Origin of the sequence: Pseudomonas sp. 2FG, assembly GCF_005502935.1 — a bacterium.
In the GTDB taxonomy this organism is placed as follows: Bacteria; Pseudomonadota; Gammaproteobacteria; order Pseudomonadales; family Pseudomonadaceae; genus Aquipseudomonas.
The window spans coordinates 229,723-247,588 of the sequence record NZ_SCMP01000003.1 but is presented as its reverse complement, the minus strand read 5'-3'; the positions used below and the strand labels follow the sequence as shown (position 1 = coordinate 247,588).

Here is a 17,866-nt window from a genome sequence, read left to right as displayed (position 1 = left end):
GGTATGAGTACGATGAGTAACCATCACCAGGATAAGGCGACTTTTCTTGAGCGCCTGATCTTCAACAACCGGCCGGCAGTGATTTTGATCTGCCTGCTGGTCAGTATCTTCTTATGCTACCAAGCGTTGCAGGTGCGTCCGTCCACCAGCTTCGAGAAGATGATTCCGCTTCAGCATCCGTTTATTCAGAAGATGCTCGAGCACCGCAATGATCTGGCCAACCTCGGCAACACCGTGCGTATCTCGGTGGAGGCCGTGGATGGTGACATCTTCGGCAAGGAGTACATGGAGACCCTGCGTCAGGTGCATGACGAGGTGTTCTATATTCCAGGCGTTGACCGTTCGGGGTTGAAGTCACTGTGGAGTCCGAGCGTGCGCTGGACCGAAGTGACCGAGGAAGGCTTCGCCGGTGGCGAAGTCATCCCGCAGACCTATGACGGCTCTGAAGCTAGCCTCGAAGAGCTGCGCAACAACGTGCTCAAGTCCGGGCAGATCGGCCGTCTGGTAGCGAACAACTTCAAGTCGAGCATCGTCGACGTGCCCTTGCTTGAGTCCTATCCGGACCCGAACGACCAAGGCACGCTGCTCAAGCTGGATTACCGGCAGTTCTCCCACGAACTGGAAGAGAAAATCCGCGACAAGTACCAAGCGCAAAACCCGAATGTGAAGGTCCATGTCGTGGGTTTCGCCAAGAAGGTCGGCGACTTGATCGATGGCCTGGTCATGGTGGTGGCGTTCTTCGGCATTGCCTTCCTGATCACTCTGGTGCTGCTCTACTGGTTCACCTTGTGCATCCGCAGCACCATCGCCGTGCTGTCCACCACCTTGGTGGCGGTGCTCTGGCAGTTGGGGCTGATGCACACCGTCGGCTTCGGTCTGGACCCGTACTCGATGCTGGTGCCGTTCCTGATCTTCGCGATTGGTATCTCCCACGGGGTACAGAAAATCAACGGGATTGCCTTGCAGTCGGGCGATGCGGATAACGCCCTGACCGCCGCGCGGCGCACCTTCCGGCAGCTGTTCCTGCCGGGGGCGATTGCGATCCTGGCCGATGCCGTGGGCTTCATCACACTACTGATCATCGACATCGGGGTGATTCGTGAGCTGGCGATCAGTGCTTCCCTCGGTGTGCTGGTAATCGTCTTCACCAACCTGATCCTGCTGCCGGTGGCCATCTCCTATGTCGGCATCAGCCAGAAGTCGATCGAGCGCAGCAAGAAGGACGCGGTGCGCGAGCACCCGTTTTGGCGTTTGCTGTCGAACTTCGCCCATCCGGTGGTGGCGCCGATCTCGGTGGTCATTGCCTTGGCAGCCTTTGCCGGTGGCCTGTGGTACGGGCATAACCTGAAGATTGGTGACCTGGATCAGGGCGCACCCGAGCTGCGTCCAGACTCGCGCTACAACCTGGACAACCAATTCATCATCAATAACTACTCGACCAGCTCGGATGTGTTGGTGGTGATGGTCAAGACGGCTGCCGAAGGTTGCTCGATCCACGACACCATGCAGCCGATCGACGAGCTGATGTGGACGATGACGAACACCGAGGGCGTGCAATCGGCGATCTCCTTGGTCACTGTGTCGAAGCAGATGATCAAAGGGATGAACGAGGGCAACCTGAAGTGGGAAACCTTGTCGCGCAACAAAGACGTGTTGAATAACTCCATCGCCCGTGCCGATGGTCTGTTCAACACCGATTGCTCCTTGGCGCCGGTGCTGGTGTTCCTCAATGACCACAAGGCGGAGACCCTGGATCGTGCTGTAGCTGCGGTGCAGGCGTTCGCCAAGGACCACAACAAGGACGGTCTGGAGTTCCTCCTGGCGGCGGGTAACGCCGGCATCGAGGCGGCCACCAACGAAGTGATCAAAGAGTCCGAGCTGACCATCCTGATCCTGGTGTACATCTGCGTCGCCGCGATGTGCCTGATCACCTTCCGCTCCATCGCCGCGACCCTGTGTATCGTCCTGCCGTTGGTCCTCACCTCGGTGCTGGGCAACGCGCTGATGGCCTTCCTCGGCATCGGCGTGAAGGTCGCGACCCTGCCGGTGATCGCCCTGGGCGTGGGTATCGGGGTCGACTATGGCATCTACATCTACACCCGTCTGGAGAGCTTCCTGCGGGCCGGTCTGCCGTTGCAAGAGGCTTACTACCAAACGCTGAAGTCGACCGGTAAAGCGGTGCTGTTCACCGGTCTGTGCCTGGCGATCGGGGTGGCGACCTGGATCTTCTCGGCGATCAAGTTCCAAGCCGACATGGGTCTGATGCTGACCTTCATGTTGCTCTGGAACATGTTCGGCGCATTGTGGCTGCTCCCAGCCCTGGCTCGCTTCCTGATCAAACCAGAGAAGCTGGCCGGCAAAGTTGGTGGTTCGCTGCTCGCGCACTAAGGGTTACTGCAAGAGCAAAAAACCGCGGCCTAGGCTGCGGTTTTTTTATGCTCGGCTGAAAGGCCGGGTGGAGTGGAGGGCGCTTACGTCCATCATCCTGTCTTTAGCGTCGGGAACTGGCTGGACAGAGCCGCGTCGCAGCCGGATTCCCGCCTGCGCGCAAATGACGGTGGTGAGGGCGATGGATTGGATGAGGGCTATGCAAGGCTCAACTCTAAGCCGCGTCATCCCGCTCACGGCACAGCGAAGAGCCGCGATCCTGGTGCGTTGAATCCGCAGTAGAGCTGCGCTCAGGTTTTTGCAGGCTATAGCGCGAGATAGCGTCAGCGTGGATACAGCGGGGGCAGCGGGTTGGGTTCCTGCGTGCCCGCCAGCGTGGCTTCGGCGGCGGGTAGCGCGCGGATCGCTTTCCACAGCTCTTCACCTTGCCAGTATTGGCCGCTTTCGCTGTAGAGCGCACCGTTCAGGCCGTCGAGCGCCTCCGACAGCGGGACGAAGCGTGCCGCCATATCGGCGAGGGTTTCCGGTTGCTGGCGGGCCCAGGCGTCTAGTGCCTGGCGGGTGGCCTGCGAATCATTGGCCAGACAGGCACGCTTGAGGTCGTCGAGCAGGCTGCGCGGGCTGGGGCCGTTCTGCGCCGCCCGGGATACCGCAGGTTGTCGCCGAGCATGCCACCAGAGGCCGAAGCCGAGCAGGGTGGTGCCGCCGAGCAGCGCGCAGGCCAACTGCCAGGGCCACAGCGGCGGGCCCTCGGCCAACATCGCTGAGGGCTCCGAGCCCACCGGCGCGTCCACCTCCAGCGCCGGGTTATTGGCCACCTCTAGGGTGCGCGCCGGCAGGCTGGTGCGCTCCAGGTGGTCTTCGTGGGTGTTCCACCAAAGCACTTCCATGGCGGGGAGTTCGATACGCCCGCTGCGGTTGGGCACCAGCGCCTCGCGTTCTTCACGGCTGCCGATCAGGCCGCGCTCGCTGGCCTGGTTGGCCAGTTGCGGTTGATCCGGATAACGCCGCAAGCCTTCCGCCTGGGTCTGTGCCAACGGCGGCAGCTGTGCGCTGGAGAGGCCTTCGACCTTGAGCATCACACTACGTGTCAGCGAGTCGCCGACCTGGGCGTTGTTTGGCTCAGGACTCCAGGCTTCGGCGAGGCTCAGGGCGCGGGCTGGCAGCCAGGGGGCGCCGGCCGGGTAGTTGCTCGGTTTGGCCTTGACCGTCAGCGCGATAGCCGGAGACTCCACTCGCATCAACTTGCCGGGCCGCGGGCCGAAGGGCTGATAGTCGTTACTCTGCCTACGGTCTGCCACGGTGGCGCTGAACAGCAGGGCGGGAATCTGCAGCTCGCCGCTTTGCTGCGGATAGATCGCATAACGCAATTCGATCACCCCATGACGCACACCATTGATCTCTTTCTCGTAGGTGCGCGGCTCCCCCAGTTGTTCGATGCGTGCCTCGGGGATCTGCAGCGGGGTCAGGCTGCTGTCGTCGTACAGCGAAACCGAGTGGTAGATCCGCAGGGTCAGTACCGCCTGGGCCTGAACGTAGACGCTTTCCTGATCCAGGCTGGCATCGATAAAGACCGGCGCCACTTGGTTGCTGTCAGTGGGTTCGTCGGTCTGCAGCACTTTCAGGGTGATGGGCTGGGTTTCCACCTCCCCCAGGCGCAACGGCGGAATGACCACTGAGCCAGTGTGTTTCGGTTGCAGGGTGACCATCCAGCGGGTGGTGGCGCGCGCCTCACCGTCGAGGGTGGTCAGACGGTTGAGCTGACGGGTGCCGAGAACCTCGAACAACTCGTTCAGCGGAGTCAGGTCGGGTTTGCCGAACAGGGTGACGTCATCGGACTCGAGGGTCAGCTCGATGGTTTCGCCTTCGCTCAGGCGTGTGCGGTCGACGCTGGCGGAAAATCCCACAGCGCCGGCGTGTAGCGCCATAACACTGAGAAGCAGAGCGCAAAGCAGGCGGGTCATCGGGGCTGTTCCTGACGTTGTTGCTGTTCATACCAGAACTTACGCCGCAGCAGTTCGCCCGGGTCATCCGGGATCTGCCGCAACCACTGTTCCAGGGCCTGCCGGCGTTCGCCGCCGAGGGTTTCGTGTGCCTTGGCTTGCGTCGTCTTGGCCATGTTTTCGCCGCCGGGTTGGCCTGGCTGCGGGTTGCCGCTCTGGTCTTTCGGCTGGCCTACGGCCTTCGACTCGCCGTCTTGGCTGCTGGCTTCGCTCGGTTGGTCCTGGCTCGCCGATTGTTCATCCGACTCGCCTGCTTGTGGCTGACCAGGCTGATTCTGCTGCGGTGCCGCGTCGGCAGAGTCCTGGCGCTCTGCGTCTGCCGGTTGTTGCTGTTGCTGGCGCAGCCGTTGTTCGACCAGGGCCTTGTTCTTTAGTGCCGGTTGTAAGTCGGCTTGGCGCTCCAGTGCTTGCTCGTAGGCATCCAGCGCCGCTTCCAGTTCACCGCTTTTGGCCAGGGCATTGCCGCGGTTGTAGTGCTCGGCGGCCGTATCGCCGAGGGCAAAATGCGCGGCCGCCCCGGCGTAGTCACCTGCCTGGTACAGCGCCAGGCCTTGCCATTGCGGGTTCTGGAAGTGTTGCGCGGCCTCGGCCGGGCGTTGGGCCTCGAGCAGGCGTTGGCCCTGTTGGTCGGGGCGGAGCCAGAGGTCGCCGAACTCGAAGGCATAGCTCGGTTGCGGACTCAGCAGCAACAGCGGCAGGCAGAACAGCCAACCACGGCGGCCGGCGCAGGCGGCGAGCAGCAGCAGGGGCAAGAGCAGCCAATGGCCTTGATCGGCCCAGGTCGCCAGCCGCATCGGCTCGGTCTCGCGCAGGCTCTGGGCGCCGTCGAGCAGGCCGAGGCTGCGTAAATCGCTGTCATCCAGACGAGCGCCCATATAGCGCCCACCCAGCTCGCTGCTGAAGCGCTTGAGGCCGGCGCTATCCAGGCGCGGGAGCAGGATCGCCCCTTGCTGATCCTTGAGAAAGCCGCCGTCTTCCTGGGCTATGGGTGCGCCCTGGGCGGTGCCAATGCCGAGAATGTGCAGACGCTCGCCTTTGGCGCCGAGGGCGCGGCGGATGCCTTGGCGTTCTTGTTCGTCCAGGCTCGCCCCCATCAAGAGCAACCGCCCCTGGCCTTGCGCCCCTTGCTCCAAGAGGGCCAGCGCCTTGCTGACGGCCAGGTCGGCGCGCTGGCCCGGTTCGGGCATGATCGAGGGCTTGAGCGATTCGAGCAGATTGCGGGTGGTCGCCAGATCGTCGGAGAGCGGCACCAGGGTATGGGCGCTGCCGGCGAAGACGACGATGGCGGTCTGGGCGTCGCGGCGCGCCTCCAGCAGGTCCAGCAGTTTGCGCTTGGCGTGTTCCAGGCGAGTCGGGGTGAGGTCGCTGGCGAGCATCGCCGGGGTCAGCTCCAGCAGTACCACCAGCGGGTCGGCGCGCTTCTGGCTGGCCTGTTCGACTCTTTGCCAGCCGGGGCCGAGCAAGGCGAGCAGGGCCAGCAGCCAGGCGAGACCGAGGGCGATCCAGGGCAGACGGCTGCCGCGGTTGTTGCCGCCACTCAGGAGTACGGCATGAAAGGCGGCCGGCAGCAGCATCTGCCAGCGCCCGACGCGCCGTTGGCGGTGCCAGAGGCGCCAGAGTAGCCAGCCCAGCAGCGGCAGGATGAGTAGCCAGAAGGGTCTCAGCCAATGTGGCCAAAGGGCGATCATGGGCGCCTCCGCAGCCGCTGTGGCCAGCTGGCCCGCTGTTGTAAACGTTGTTGTAAGCGTTGCGGTAGGCGCTGTTGCAGCAGCTGCGGCCAGAGTGCGTGGGCGACCAGGAGCAGGCTGAGCAACAGCGCGGCGGCCAGCGGCCAGCTGTAGAGCTCCAGCGTTGGCCGGGCCTGGGTCGGTTGCTGGGCCACCGGTTCGAGTTGGTCGAGGCTGGTTTCGATGGCTTGTAGCTCTTCGCTGTCGCGGGCGCGGAAGTACTGGCCGCCGGTCTGCTCGGCAATCGCCTGCAGGGTCGGTTCATCCAGATCCAGCCCCGGATTAAGGCCGAGTGCGCCGCCTTGTTCGGGATCGGCGCCGATGCCAATCGGGTAAATCTTCACCCCTTCCTCGGCGGCCAGGCGGGCGGCGGTCAGCGGGTCGATCTCGCCGCCGTTGTTCGCGCCGTCGGTCACCAGCACCAGGACGCGACTCTCCGCCGGGCGCTGGCGCAGACGTTTCACCGCCAGGCCGATGGCATCGCCGACGGCGGTGTTTTTGCCGGCGATGCCGATCAGCGCCTCGTCCAACCAGGTGCGCACCGTATGGCGGTCGAAGGTCAGCGGGGCCTGGAGGTAGGCCTGACTGCCGAACAGGATCAGGCCGACGCGATCGCCCTGGCGGCCCTCGATAAAGTCGCCGAGCAGATGTTTGACCAGGGTCAGGCGGCTGACCTCGGCGCCGTCCCAGTGCATGTCGGGGTAGTCCATCGAGCCGGAAACATCCACGGCGAGCAACAGGTCGCGCCCGCTGGCGGCCAGCGGTAAGGGTTCGCCCACCCAGGCCGGGCGCGCCGCGGCGCCGAGCAGCAGCAGCCAGAGCAGGGCGAAGGGGGCCTGCTGGCGCCAGGCCGGCAGATTGGCGCGCGCACGCCGCCCGGCCAGGCCTTCGAGTTCATTGAGGAAGCTGACCTTGAGCGCCGCCTCACCGCTGTCGGCTTCGGGCAGCACCAGTCGCAGCAGCCAGGGCAGGGGGGCGAGCAGGAAGATCCAGAGCCAGGTGAACTCAAACATGCTTGCGAATCCAGATGTCGATCGCTTGGTTGAGACCATTCACGGCCTTGTCGTCGAGCTTGCACTCCGGGCGGTAGGCGCCTTCCACCAGCACCATCCAGCGGGTCAGACCGGCGGCCGGGCAGCGGTTGTCGAGAAAGGCTAGCCAGGCGCGGCCGCTCAAGGTGTGGCTGTGACTGGCCGGGTAGTGGCTACGACACAGGCGCTTCAACAGTGCATTCAATTGTTGCAGCCAAACGCTGGCGGGAGCGCCGTCGTAAGGCTTGCGCAGTTGCGCCAGCTCGATCAGGGCGGCTTGGCGCAGCGGGTCGAGGGGCAGTTCCTGCGGGGCTTTCTTGCGCGGGAAAGGCAGCCGCCGGCGCAGTCGCCACAGCCCCCACAGCAGCAGTGGCAGCAGCAACGCCAGCAGCCACCAACCGGGTGCGGGCGGCCACCAGGGGATCGCGGGCGGGGCGATCAGGGGCTCCAACTGCTCGAGGGGGTTCATTGCTGCTTCCTGGGGCGCTGAGCGTTCAGATGATCGCGTAACTGCTCGACCATTTCGCCTTGGGTGCTCAGCGGCAACAGCGGCACTCCCAGTTTCTGCGCCAGCAGCTGCCAGCGGGCGCGGCGCGCCTCGCCCTGGGCGTGGTAGGCCTGACGCAGTTCGAGGGAGTGGGTGTCCAGCTCCAGTTGCGCGCCGCGTTGGGTGAACTGCAGCAAGCCTGCGGCGGGCAGGGCATGGTCGAGCGGGTCGGACAGCGGCAGCAGCAGCAAGTCGGTGTGGCGCGCGAGCAAGCTCAGCTGCTGTTCGGTGCTCTCGGTGAGGGCGCGCTCGTCGCAGAGCACTATCACCAGGCTGCCGGGGCGCAGCACCTCGCGGGCCCGGCGCAGAGCCAGGCCGAACGCGTCGCGGTTCGGCTGGGCCTCGGAGTGCAGGGCCTGATTCACGCGCACCAGACGGTTGAGCAATTGCAGCAAGCTGTGTTTGCTGCGCCGTGGTTTGATTTCGTGGTGCTCGCTGTCGCCGAATACCAGACCGCCGATCCGGTCGTTATGGCCCAGTGCGGCCCAGCCGATCAGCGCTGCAGCCTGGGCGGCAAGGACCGATTTGAACACCAGGCCGGAGCCGAAGAACAGCCGCTGACTCTGTTCCACCAGGATGAAAATCGGCCGTTCGCGCTCCTCATGGAACAGCTTGGTGTGCGGCTCCTGGGTGCGTGCGGTGACGCGCCAATCGATGGTGCGCACGTCGTCGCCGGCTTGATAGACCCGCACCTGATCGAAGTCCACGCCCCGCCCGCGCAGTTTGGAGTGGTGCAGGCCAATCAGCGGGCTGCGGCGGGCGGGGGTCGAGAACAGCTGCACCTCGCGGACGCGATGGCGCATCTCGATCAGCTCGGCGAGGCTGGCGCGGATTCCGGGTTCGGCAACTAGGGGTGCTTGCATAGGCTTTAGGCGACGGCGACCGCGTCGAGAATGCGTTGCAGCACCCGGTCCTGATCGATGCCGGCCGCTTCCGCTTCAAACGACAGGATGATGCGATGGCGCAACACATCGAACAGCACGGCCTGGATGTCTTCCGGGCTGACGAAGTCGCGCCCGGCCAGCCAGGCATGCGCCCGTGCGCAGCGATCCAGTGCGATCGAGCCGCGTGGGCTGGCGCCGTAGGAAATCCACTCGGCCATTTCCGGGTCGAACTTGCCCGGGTTGCGGGTGGCCATCACCAGCTGCACCAGGTACTCCTCCACCGCGTCGGCCATGTACAGACCGAGAACTTCTTTGCGCGCGGCGAAGATCGCCTGTTGGCTGACTTTGTGCTCGGGCTTGGTTTCGCCGTGGAGCGCTTCGCCACGGGCTTGCTGGAGGATCTTGCGTTCCACCGAGGCGTCCGGGAAGCCGATTTTCACGTACATCAGGAAGCGGTCGAGCTGGGCCTCCGGTAGCGGGTAGGTGCCTTCCTGCTCGATCGGGTTCTGCGTCGCCATCACCAGAAACAGCGGCGACAGGTCATAAGTGCTGCGCCCGACGCTGACCTGGCGCTCGGCCATGGCTTCCAGTAGCGCCGATTGCACCTTGGCCGGCGCGCGGTTGATCTCGTCGGCCAGCACCAGATTGTGAAAGATCGGCCCTTGTTGAAAGACGAAGCTGCCGGTTTCCGGGCGGTAGATTTCCGTGCCGGTGATATCCGCCGGGAGCAGGTCGGGGGTGAACTGAATGCGATGGAATTCGGCTTCGACACCTTCGGCCAGCTCCTTGATCGCCTTGGTCTTGGCCAGGCCGGGAGCCCCCTCGACCAGCATGTGGCCGTCGGCGAGCAGGGCAATCAGCAGTCTTTCGATGAGTTTTTCCTGGCCAAGGATCTGGGTTGACAGAAAATGTCGCAGCGCGACAAGCGCTTCACGGTGTTCCATCGTTAAGCTCTTCCGGGAAATGTGACTGGCGAGTCGAGAGTGCCGCCTTAGTCTGAGGCCGCCACTTTAATGCAAGACGGGCTGCCTAGACTAACGTTGAACTACAGCATTCTTGAACCACGGCACCGTTGTTGAGCCACGGCAGTCGTGGCCAGTCATTTCCACTCGAATAACAAGCCCAGCGGAGCACAACCATGGCGTTCTTTACGGCGGCCAGCAAAGCCGACTTCCAGCATCAACTGCAAGCGGCATTGGCGCAGCACGTTAGCGAGCAGGCGTTGCCACAAGTGGCCCTGTTCGCCGAGCAGTTCTTCGGCATCATCGCCCTCGATGAGCTGACCCAGCGCCGGCTTTCCGACCTGGTTGGCTGCACCTTGTCGGCCTGGCGGCTGCTGGAGCGTTTCGATCACGCCAAGCCCGAGGCGCGGGTGTTCAACCCGGATTACGAGAAGCACGGCTGGCAATCCACCCACACCGCGGTGGAAGTGCTGCATCCGGATGTTCCGTTCCTGGTCGACTCGGTACGCATGGAGCTGAACCGCCGCGGTCACAGCATTCATACCTTGCAAAACAGTGTGCTCAGCGTGCGCCGCAACAAGAAAGGCGAACTGCTGGAAGTCCTGCCCAAAGGCACCCAGGGCAAGGATGTGCTGCAGGAATCCTTGATATTCCTGGAGATCGATCGCTGCGCCAATGCCAACGAGTTGCGCGCGCTGGAGCACGCCCTGCTGGAAGTGCTGGAAGAAGTGCGCGTGACGGTTGCCGACTTCCTGCCGATGCGTGCCAAGGCCGAGGAGCTGCTGGCCTGGCTGGGCAAGGCCAAGCTGAAGGTGGAAGGCGCCGAGCTGGCGGAAATCAAGGTGTTCCTGGAGTGGCTGCTGGACAATCACTTCACCTTCCTCGGCTACGAGGAGTTCACCGTGGTCGATGAGGCCGACGGTGGGCACATCGTCTACGACGAGACCTCGTTGCTGGGCCTGTCCAAGCGTCTGCGCGCCGGGCTGAAGAAGGAAGAGCTGCACATCGAGTCTTACGCGGTGAAGTACCTGCGTGAGCCGGTGCTGCTGTCCTTTGCCAAGGCCGCGCAGCCGAGCCGGGTGCATCGCCCGGCTTACCCGGATTTCGTCTCTATCCGCGAACTGGACGCCAAGGGCAAGGTGATCAAGGAATGCCGCTTCTTGGGCATCTACACCTCCATCGCCTACAGCGAAAGCGTGCGCGAGATCCCCTTCATCCGCCGCAAAGTCGCCGAGGTCGAGCAGCGCTCCGGCTTCACCGCGCAGGGGCACCTGGGCAAAGAGCTGGTCAAGGTGCTGGAAGTGCTGCCCCGCGATGACCTGTTCCAGACCCCAGTGGACGAGTTGTACAGCACCTCCCTGGCGATAGTGCAGATCCAGGAACGCAACAAGATCCGCCTGTTCCTGCGCGCCGATCCGTACGGCCGTTTCGTTTACGCCTTGGCCTATGTGCCGCGGGATGTCTACTCCACCGAAACCCGTATGCGCATCCAGCAGGTGCTGGTCGACCGCCTGCAGGCGACCGATTGCGAATTCTGGACCTACTTCTCCGAGTCGGTACTGGCGCGGGTGCAGTTCATTCTGCGCATCGACCCGAAGACCAAGCTGCAGATCGACCCGCAACAGATCGAGCGCGAGGTCATTCAGGCCTGCCGTTCCTGGAAGGACGATTACGCCGGGTTGGTGGTGGAGAGCTTTGGCGAGGCGAAAGGCACCAAGGTGCTGGCCGACTTCCCGAAAAGCTTCCCGGCCGGCTATCGCGAGCGTTTCGCGCCGCATTCGGCGGTCGTCGACATGCAGCACCTGCTCAGCCTGTCGGATGAGCGTCCGCTGGTGATGAGCTTCTACCAGCCGCTGACTGCCGGCGAGCAGCAGCTGCACTGCAAGCTCTACCACGCCGACACACCGCTGGCGCTGTCGGATGTGCTGCCGATTCTGGAAAATCTCGGCCTGCGCGTCCTCGGCGAATTCCCCTACCGCCTGCAGCACCAGAGTGGTCGCGAGTTCTGGATTCACGACTTCGCCTTCACCCCGCACGTCGAACGGCAGGGTGAGGCTTTGGAGGTGGATATCCAGCAGCTCAATGACACGCTGCAGGATGCCTTCGTGCAGATCGTCGGTGGCGCCGCCGAGAACGATGCGTTCAACCGCCTGGTGCTGACCGCCGCGATGCCCTGGCGTGATGTGGCGCTGCTGCGTGCCTACGCGCGTTACCTGAAGCAGATCCGCCTGGGCTTCGATCTCAGCTATATCGCCAACACCTTGCTCAACCATGTCGATATCGCCAAGGAGCTGGTGCGGCTGTTTAAGACCCGCTTCTACCTGGCGCGCAAGCTGACCGCGAACGATCTGGCGGACAAGCAGCAGCGTCTGGAACAGGCGATTCAGAGCGCGCTGGATGATGTGGCGGTGCTCAACGAAGACCGCATCCTGCGGCGCTACCTGGATCTGATCAAGGCCACGCTGCGGACCAACTTCTACCAGACCGATGCCCAGGGTCAGAACAAGTCCTACTTCAGCTTCAAATTCAATCCGCGGGCGATTCCAGAGCTGCCGAAACCGGTGCCGATGTTCGAGATCTTCGTCTATTCGCCACGGGTCGAGGGCGTGCATCTGCGGGGCGGCAAGGTCGCCCGTGGCGGGCTGCGCTGGTCCGATCGGGAAGAGGATTACCGTACCGAAGTGCTCGGTCTGGTTAAAGCCCAGCAGGTGAAGAACGCGGTGATAGTGCCGGTCGGCGCCAAGGGCGGCTTCATTCCACGCCGTCTGCCGATCGGCGGCAGCCGTGATGAGATCCTGGCCGAAGGCATCGCCTGCTACCGCATCTTCATCTCCGGCCTGCTGGATATCACCGACAACCTGAAAGAAGGCGCAGTGGTGCCGCCGCTCAACGTGGTGCGCCATGACGCCGACGATCCGTATCTGGTGGTCGCGGCAGACAAGGGCACGGCGACCTTCTCCGATATCGCCAACGGTATCGCCGGGGAATATGGTTTCTGGCTCGGCGATGCGTTCGCCTCGGGCGGTTCCGCCGGCTACGACCACAAGGGCATGGGGATCACCGCCAAGGGTGGCTGGGTCTCGGTGCAGCGGCACTTCCGTGAGTGCGGGATCGACGTGCAGAAGGATCACACCACGGTGATCGGCATCGGCGACATGGCCGGTGACGTGTTCGGTAACGGCCTGCTGCTGTCGGACAAGTTGCAGATGGTCGCGGCCTTCAATCACCAGCACATCTTCATCGACCCCAACCCGGACGCGGCCAAGAGCTTTGTCGAGCGCCAGCGCCTGTTCGATCTGCCGCGCTCCAGCTGGGCGGATTACGACAGCTCACTGATCTCCGCCGGCGGTGGCATCTTCCTGCGCGCGGCGAAGAGCATCGCCATCAGCCCGGAGATGCAGGAGCGTTTCGAGATTAGCGCCGACAAGCTGACACCGACCGAGTTGCTCAATGCGCTGCTGAAGGCGCCGGTCGATCTGCTGTGGAACGGCGGTATCGGTACCTACGTCAAGTCCAGCACTGAAAGCCACGTCGACGTCGGCGACAAGGCCAACGACGCCCTGCGGGTCGATGGCCGCGAGTTGCGCGCCAAGGTGGTGGGCGAGGGCGGCAACCTCGGCATGACCCAGCTCGGTCGCGTCGAGTACGGCCTCAACGGTGGCGCCAGCAACACCGACTTTATCGACAACGCCGGCGGTGTGGACTGCTCCGACCACGAAGTGAATATCAAGATCCTGCTCAACGAGATCGTTGCCGCCGGTGATATGACCGGTAAGCAGCGCAACAAGCTGCTGGCCGAGATGACCGACGCCGTCGGCAACCTGGTGTTGGGCAACAACTACAAGCAGACCCAGGCGCTGTCGCTGGCCCAACGGCGGGCCCGTGAGCGGATCGGCGAGTACAAGCGCCTGATCGTGGCGCTGGAGAGCGCCGGCAAATTGGATCGGGCGATGGAGTTCCTGCCGTCTGACGAGTTGCTGGCCGAGCGCATCGCCAACGGCCAGGGCCTGACTCGGCCGGAGCTGTCGGTGCTGATCTCCTACAGCAAGATCGACCTCAAGGAATCGCTGCTGAAGTCCCTGGTGCCGGACGACGACTATCTGGCCCGTGAGATGGAAACCGCCTTCCCGCCGCTGTTGACGAAGAAGTTCGGTGAGGCCATGCGCCGTCACCGCCTGAAGCGCGAGATCGTCAGCACCCAGATCGCCAACGATCTGGTCAACCACATGGGCATCACCTTCGTGCAGCGCTTGAAGGAGTCCACCGGCATGAGTGCGGCGAACGTCGCCGGGGCCTATGTCATCGTCCGCGATGTGTTCCGCCTGCCGCACTGGTGGCAGCAGATCGAGGCGCTGGACTACCAGGTGCCGGCCGAACTGCAACTGCAGTTGATGGACGAGTTGATGCGTCTCGGTCGCCGTGCCACCCGCTGGTTCCTGCGCAGCCGTCGCAATGAGCTGGATGCCGCGCGTGACGTTGGTCACTTCGCGCCACGCCTCGAGGCGCTGGCCGGGCGCCTCGATGAGTTGCTCGAAGGCCCTGCGCGTGAGCAGTGGTTGGCGCGCTTCCAGGCATACGTCGAAGCCGGTGTGCCGGAGGAGCTGGCGCGGGTAGTGGCGGGGACCAGCCATCTGTACACGCTGTTGCCGATCATCGAGGCCGCGGATGTCACCGGGCAGGATCCTGCTCAAGTGGCGGCGGCGTACTTCGCGGTTGGCGGTGCGCTGGATCTGTCCTGGTATCTGCAACAGATCACCAGTTTGCCGGTGGAAAACAACTGGCAGGCATTGGCGCGGGAAGCCTTCCGCGACGATCTGGACTGGCAGCAACGGGCAATCACCGTCTCGGTTCTGCAAATGGCCGATGGCCCTGCAGATATCGAAGCGCGTGCGGTGCTTTGGCTGGAGCAGCATCGTCCGCTGGTCGAGCGCTGGCGTGCCATGCTCATCGAGTTGCGGGCGGCGACCACTACCGACTACGCGATGTACGCGGTGGCTAACCGTGAGCTACTCGACCTGGCGCAGAGCAGTCAGCATGGGGCCTGTATTCCTTGATGGGTTAGCTGCCCGAGGTGGTTGAATAAGCCACGCTGCAACACCCGGAGCCCCGCCTAGTGCGGGGCTTTTTATTGCAGGTGGATTGAGGCGCTGGCGCAGACGGGTTGCTGTGGAGCGGCCCGTCGCAGATTTCAGGCTTTCAGCTGGCGCAGGTAAGCCACCACATCCGGCGCGCCAGCCAGACGTAAACCTTCGCCGAGGGCGGTGGCCTGCGGGTGGTGTTTGGGCAGCAGGAGGAACTCCGGGGCGCCTGGATTGCGCAGCAGTGAGAGGCGCGCATAGGGCAGGCCGTTATCCAGCAACAGGCCCATAAAGGCAGGATCGCTCCAGGCTTGCACTGGCATGGCCAGCACGTGATAGCGCTCTTGCAGTTCGTTGAGCCCACTGGGGCGCAAGCGATAGCGGGTCAGCTCGGCCGGTAGGGTTGCCTCCAAACCACGCCGCCGGGCGTAGGCGATGGCGCAGGCGAACGCTTCAATATGTTGCTCGCCGGCCCAGAACATGCGTTTGCCGTACCAGCTGGCCTGACGCAGGCTGATCGGCTCGCCGACGAGGAAGCGTGGTAAGGCTTGGCTGATGGTTTTGACGAAGTCCTTGTAGCTGATGATGCGTATGCCGCGACAGGCTGGGGTTGTGCTGTAGTCCTCGAGGCTGGCGTAGGGCTGCGCATCCGGGTCACTGCCACAGAGACCGTCGATCAGGCGCAGGTCGAAGGAGCTCAGCTGTTGCTGTTCCTGCTCCATCACGCGGATCAACATTGAGTGGGCTTGCGCCTTGTCTTCCTGAACCGGGCCGGAAAGGGCGTTGCGCGGTAAGTCGACTAAGCGCTGCAGCGGTGGGCCGGTGTGCCACCAGATCTGTTCGCGGGGTTGCGGTAACGGCTGGAACGGCAAGCGGAGGACGCTGGCACGTTCCAGTACCTGGCGTGGCGCCCGACCGCTCAGGCCCAGGCGTTGGGCCAGGGCCGTCAGGCGGGCGGTCAGCGTTGTGGGTTGCTCGCTCGGACTCATGGCTAGCTGTGAACTCCAGGGTCACCGCTGCCAGTGTGGCAGACGAAAACGCCCGTTGCACAGCCTTTGCTGGCCAAGTGACGGTCGCGGCCCCCCGTCCAGGGTGCCACCTGTGGCAATAGTGCAGCGATCATTTACGAGGAAGCCTCCATGCCTAGCCCGGAGCTGGATATTGCCTTATCCGCGGAACCTTTGCGCGGTCTATCAGGCCCATGCCAAGTCTTTTTAAACAGCCGTGACGGTCGGCGCGTCAGTTTGCCAGTCCAACATTTGCGGTCTTTTCTGACCCATGGAGGCGTCTACGCTTCCTTCGGGTTGGGCTTCAATGTCGCCGGTGAGCTACTGAGTCGGCGTCGCGTGGGCCGATCGGTCGCGGTTGCCTCGCCTGCCGGGGCTGCGGGCGGCTATAATCGTCGGCTAACTTTCCCAGCCCATTACCGAGCTAAGCCTGCCCATGTATACCCTGGCCCGCGAGCTGCTGTTCAAACTGTCCCCGGAAACCTCTCACGAGCTGTCTATTGATCTGATCGGTGCCGGTGGCCGTCTGGGGTTGAATGGCCTGTTGAGCAAGGCGCCGGCCAGCCTGCCGGTGCGCGTGATGGGCCTGGACTTCCCGAATCCGGTGGGTTTGGCGGCCGGCCTGGATAAGAACGGCGATGCCATCGACGGTTTCGCGCAACTGGGTTTTGGTTTTGTCGAAATCGGTACCGTCACCCCGCGTCCGCAGCCAGGTAACCCCAAGCCGCGGCTATTCCGCTTGCCGCAAGCCGAAGCCATCATCAATCGCATGGGTTTCAACAACCAGGGTGTCGATCATCTGCTGGCGCGGGTCAAAGCCGCCAAGTTCAACGGTGTGCTCGGCATCAACATCGGCAAGAATTTCGATACGCCGGTCGAGCGCGCGGTGGACGATTACGTGCTGTGCCTGGACAAGGTCTACGCCCATGCCAGCTACGTCACCGTCAACGTCAGCTCGCCGAACACCCCCGGCCTGCGCAGTCTGCAGTTTGGCGATTCGCTGAAGCAGTTGCTCGGAGCCCTGCGCCAACGCCAGGAGGCCCTGACCCAGCAACACGGCCGACGCGTACCCCTGGCGATCAAGATCGCTCCGGATATGAATGATGCCGAGATCATCGAGGTCGCTGCGGCGCTGCTGGACTCGGGCATGGATGCGGTGATTGCGACTAACACTACCCTCGGGCGCGAAGGTGTCGAAGGTTTGCCCTTTGGTGCTGAGGCCGGTGGCCTGTCTGGCGCGCCGGTGCGCGACAAGAGCACGCATACGGTGCGAGTGCTGGCGGCTGAGTTGGCGGGGCGTCTGCCGATCATTGCCGTTGGCGGTATCACCGAAGGCAAGCACGCGGCTGAGAAAATCGCCGCCGGCGCCAGCCTGGTGCAGATCTATTCCGGTTTTATCTACAAGGGCCCGGCGCTGATTCGCGAAGCGGTGGATGCCATCGCGGCGCTGCCGCGTCAGTAATCGCTCGTCAGTAATCTAAAGCGACAGGCAATAAAAAGGGCTCCCTTAAGGAGCCCCTGGGCTCTCGCCCGCCGCCCGGATGGGGCGTGCATGGTAAAGCGGAGTCGGTGGTCCTTACTATCCGACAGCGTGATCAGCCGACAGCGTGAAGTTCGTTGAGTCGATGGATACCGGCGGTGCCGGTCATGCCGTCCCAGTGGTCGCCGCGACCTTCGCGCCAGCCGTTAATCCAGGCTTGGCGTACGGACGGAAGGGTGAATGGACACAGTTCGCGAGATTTGCCATGGATGCCATATTGATAACCGCGCAAAAACGCTCGTTCTAAAGGATCACGCTTAAGTCTTCTCATAGGGTGTTGCCCTCACTTGTTGACTGTTATGTCCTATTAGCCCCGTGTCGGGGCCTGGTAGAAAGCTTCTACCAGTGGAGCCCGCTGCCGGCGTTGCGGGTCTCCTGCCGTCACCGTTGCGGCGTTGGCCTGAGTTGATTTCTAACGAATGACACCGGTCGTGGGAATGATCGTTTTGTCATAAGCACGTAACGTTTTTAGGAGTGAGGCCATAAGGCTTGACCCGTCGATCCTCGGCTTTTTGCTTAAACTCAGGAGGCATGCGGGCGCAGGCGACTATGAAGTCGTTCTGCCCTCGCGAATGTTTCGCGGCTGCATCCTGTATTTATTCCGACGAAGGGTCGCGTTGTAGCCTTTTGTCACTGATTAAGCTTTGAAGTGCTGTTCGAAAGTTGTACGGAACAGCGCGTAATTGTATCGAACACACT

General features: G+C 63.3%; 12 protein-coding genes. 4 read left to right on the top strand and 8 right to left on the bottom strand.

Annotation, left to right across the window (positions count from 1 at the left end):
• Positions 1-3 precede the first annotated feature (3 nt).
• Complete coding sequence (locus FFS13_RS04625) at positions 4-2,388, top strand: RND family transporter (protein ID WP_171006415.1); 2,385 nt, start codon at positions 4-6, stop codon at positions 2,386-2,388.
• 323 nt (positions 2,389-2,711) lie between these two features.
• Here FFS13_RS04625 and FFS13_RS04620 read toward each other — a convergent pair whose 3' ends face one another.
• From FFS13_RS04620 to FFS13_RS04595, 6 genes are read right to left on the bottom strand one after another with little or no spacing between them, the layout of a single operon-like run.
• Entirely contained in the window at positions 2,712-4,352 is a 1,641-nt protein-coding gene (locus tag FFS13_RS04620; protein WP_137817926.1) for a BatD family protein, read from the bottom strand.
• Complete coding sequence (locus FFS13_RS04615; RefSeq protein ID WP_137817925.1) at positions 4,349-6,079, bottom strand: VWA domain-containing protein; 1,731 nt, start codon at positions 6,077-6,079, stop codon at positions 4,349-4,351. Before FFS13_RS04615 ends, FFS13_RS04620 begins: the two co-directional genes overlap by 4 nt.
• On the bottom strand, positions 6,076-7,131 hold the full coding sequence (locus FFS13_RS04610; RefSeq protein WP_137817924.1) for a VWA domain-containing protein: 1,056 nt from the start codon (positions 7,129-7,131) through the stop codon (positions 6,076-6,078). The genes FFS13_RS04615 and FFS13_RS04610 overlap by 4 nt, the downstream gene beginning before the upstream one ends.
• Entirely contained in the window at positions 7,124-7,618 is a 495-nt protein-coding gene (locus FFS13_RS04605; RefSeq protein ID WP_137817923.1) for a DUF4381 domain-containing protein, read from the bottom strand. The genes FFS13_RS04610 and FFS13_RS04605 overlap by 8 nt, the downstream gene beginning before the upstream one ends.
• Positions 7,615-8,559 carry a DUF58 domain-containing protein gene (locus FFS13_RS04600; RefSeq protein ID WP_137817922.1) on the bottom strand — a complete coding sequence of 315 codons (945 nt, stop codon included), beginning with the start codon at positions 8,557-8,559 and terminating at the stop codon, positions 7,615-7,617. The genes FFS13_RS04605 and FFS13_RS04600 overlap by 4 nt, the downstream gene beginning before the upstream one ends.
• Before the next feature lie 5 nt (positions 8,560-8,564).
• Complete coding sequence (locus FFS13_RS04595) at positions 8,565-9,524, bottom strand: MoxR family ATPase (protein ID WP_137817921.1); 960 nt, start codon at positions 9,522-9,524, stop codon at positions 8,565-8,567.
• Positions 9,525-9,718: 194 nt separating this feature from the next.
• Here FFS13_RS04595 and FFS13_RS04590 point away from each other — a divergent pair, with 194 nt between their 5' ends.
• On the top strand, positions 9,719-14,596 hold the full coding sequence (locus tag FFS13_RS04590; protein ID WP_137817920.1) for an NAD-glutamate dehydrogenase: 4,878 nt from the start codon (positions 9,719-9,721) through the stop codon (positions 14,594-14,596).
• A gap of 134 nt (positions 14,597-14,730) precedes the next feature.
• On the opposite strand, the gene FFS13_RS04585 is transcribed toward FFS13_RS04590, so the two are convergent.
• Positions 14,731-15,609: a DUF6685 family protein gene (locus tag FFS13_RS04585; RefSeq protein ID WP_137817919.1), complete on the bottom strand. Its 879-nt coding sequence runs from the start codon at positions 15,607-15,609 to the stop codon at positions 14,731-14,733.
• Between the two features lie 150 nt (positions 15,610-15,759).
• Between FFS13_RS04585 and FFS13_RS20325 the strand changes: the two genes are divergently transcribed.
• Complete coding sequence (locus FFS13_RS20325; RefSeq protein ID WP_137817918.1) at positions 15,760-16,131, top strand: DUF2835 family protein; 372 nt, start codon at positions 15,760-15,762, stop codon at positions 16,129-16,131.
• Positions 16,064-17,089 (top strand): quinone-dependent dihydroorotate dehydrogenase, encoded by a 1,026-nt coding sequence (locus tag FFS13_RS04575; protein WP_137817917.1) that lies wholly within the window; start codon positions 16,064-16,066, stop codon positions 17,087-17,089. The genes FFS13_RS20325 and FFS13_RS04575 overlap by 68 nt, the downstream gene beginning before the upstream one ends.
• A gap of 133 nt (positions 17,090-17,222) precedes the next feature.
• Here FFS13_RS04575 and rmf read toward each other — a convergent pair whose 3' ends face one another.
• The gene (gene rmf, locus FFS13_RS04570; RefSeq protein ID WP_137817916.1) at positions 17,223-17,438 is read right to left on the bottom strand and encodes a ribosome modulation factor; all 216 of its coding nucleotides are present in this window, start codon (positions 17,436-17,438) and stop codon (positions 17,223-17,225) included.
• Between the last annotated feature and the right edge of the window lie 428 nt (positions 17,439-17,866).

Bases quoted from the DNA above. Each gene is read 5' to 3' on its own strand.
- FFS13_RS04610 (WP_137817924.1), bottom strand. From the start codon at position 7,131: ATGTTTGAGTTCACCTGGCTCTGGATCTTCCTGCTCGCCCCCCTGCCC.
- FFS13_RS04590 (WP_137817920.1), top strand. From the start codon at position 9,719: ATGGCGTTCTTTACGGCGGCCAGCAAAGCCGACTTCCAGCATCAACTG.
- FFS13_RS04625 (WP_171006415.1), top strand. From the start codon at position 4: ATGAGTACGATGAGTAACCATCACCAGGATAAGGCGACTTTTCTTGAG.
- FFS13_RS04600 (WP_137817922.1), bottom strand. From the start codon at position 8,559: ATGCAAGCACCCCTAGTTGCCGAACCCGGAATCCGCGCCAGCCTCGCC.
- FFS13_RS20325 (WP_137817918.1), top strand. From the start codon at position 15,760: ATGCCTAGCCCGGAGCTGGATATTGCCTTATCCGCGGAACCTTTGCGC.
- FFS13_RS04605 (WP_137817923.1), bottom strand. From the start codon at position 7,618: ATGAACCCCCTCGAGCAGTTGGAGCCCCTGATCGCCCCGCCCGCGATC.
- FFS13_RS04615 (WP_137817925.1), bottom strand. From the start codon at position 6,079: ATGATCGCCCTTTGGCCACATTGGCTGAGACCCTTCTGGCTACTCATC.
- FFS13_RS04585 (WP_137817919.1), bottom strand. From the start codon at position 15,609: ATGAGTCCGAGCGAGCAACCCACAACGCTGACCGCCCGCCTGACGGCC.
- FFS13_RS04595 (WP_137817921.1), bottom strand. From the start codon at position 9,524: ATGGAACACCGTGAAGCGCTTGTCGCGCTGCGACATTTTCTGTCAACC.
- FFS13_RS04575 (WP_137817917.1), top strand. From the start codon at position 16,064: ATGTATACCCTGGCCCGCGAGCTGCTGTTCAAACTGTCCCCGGAAACC.
- rmf (WP_137817916.1), bottom strand. From the start codon at position 17,438: ATGAGAAGACTTAAGCGTGATCCTTTAGAACGAGCGTTTTTGCGCGGT.
- FFS13_RS04620 (WP_137817926.1), bottom strand. From the start codon at position 4,352: ATGACCCGCCTGCTTTGCGCTCTGCTTCTCAGTGTTATGGCGCTACAC.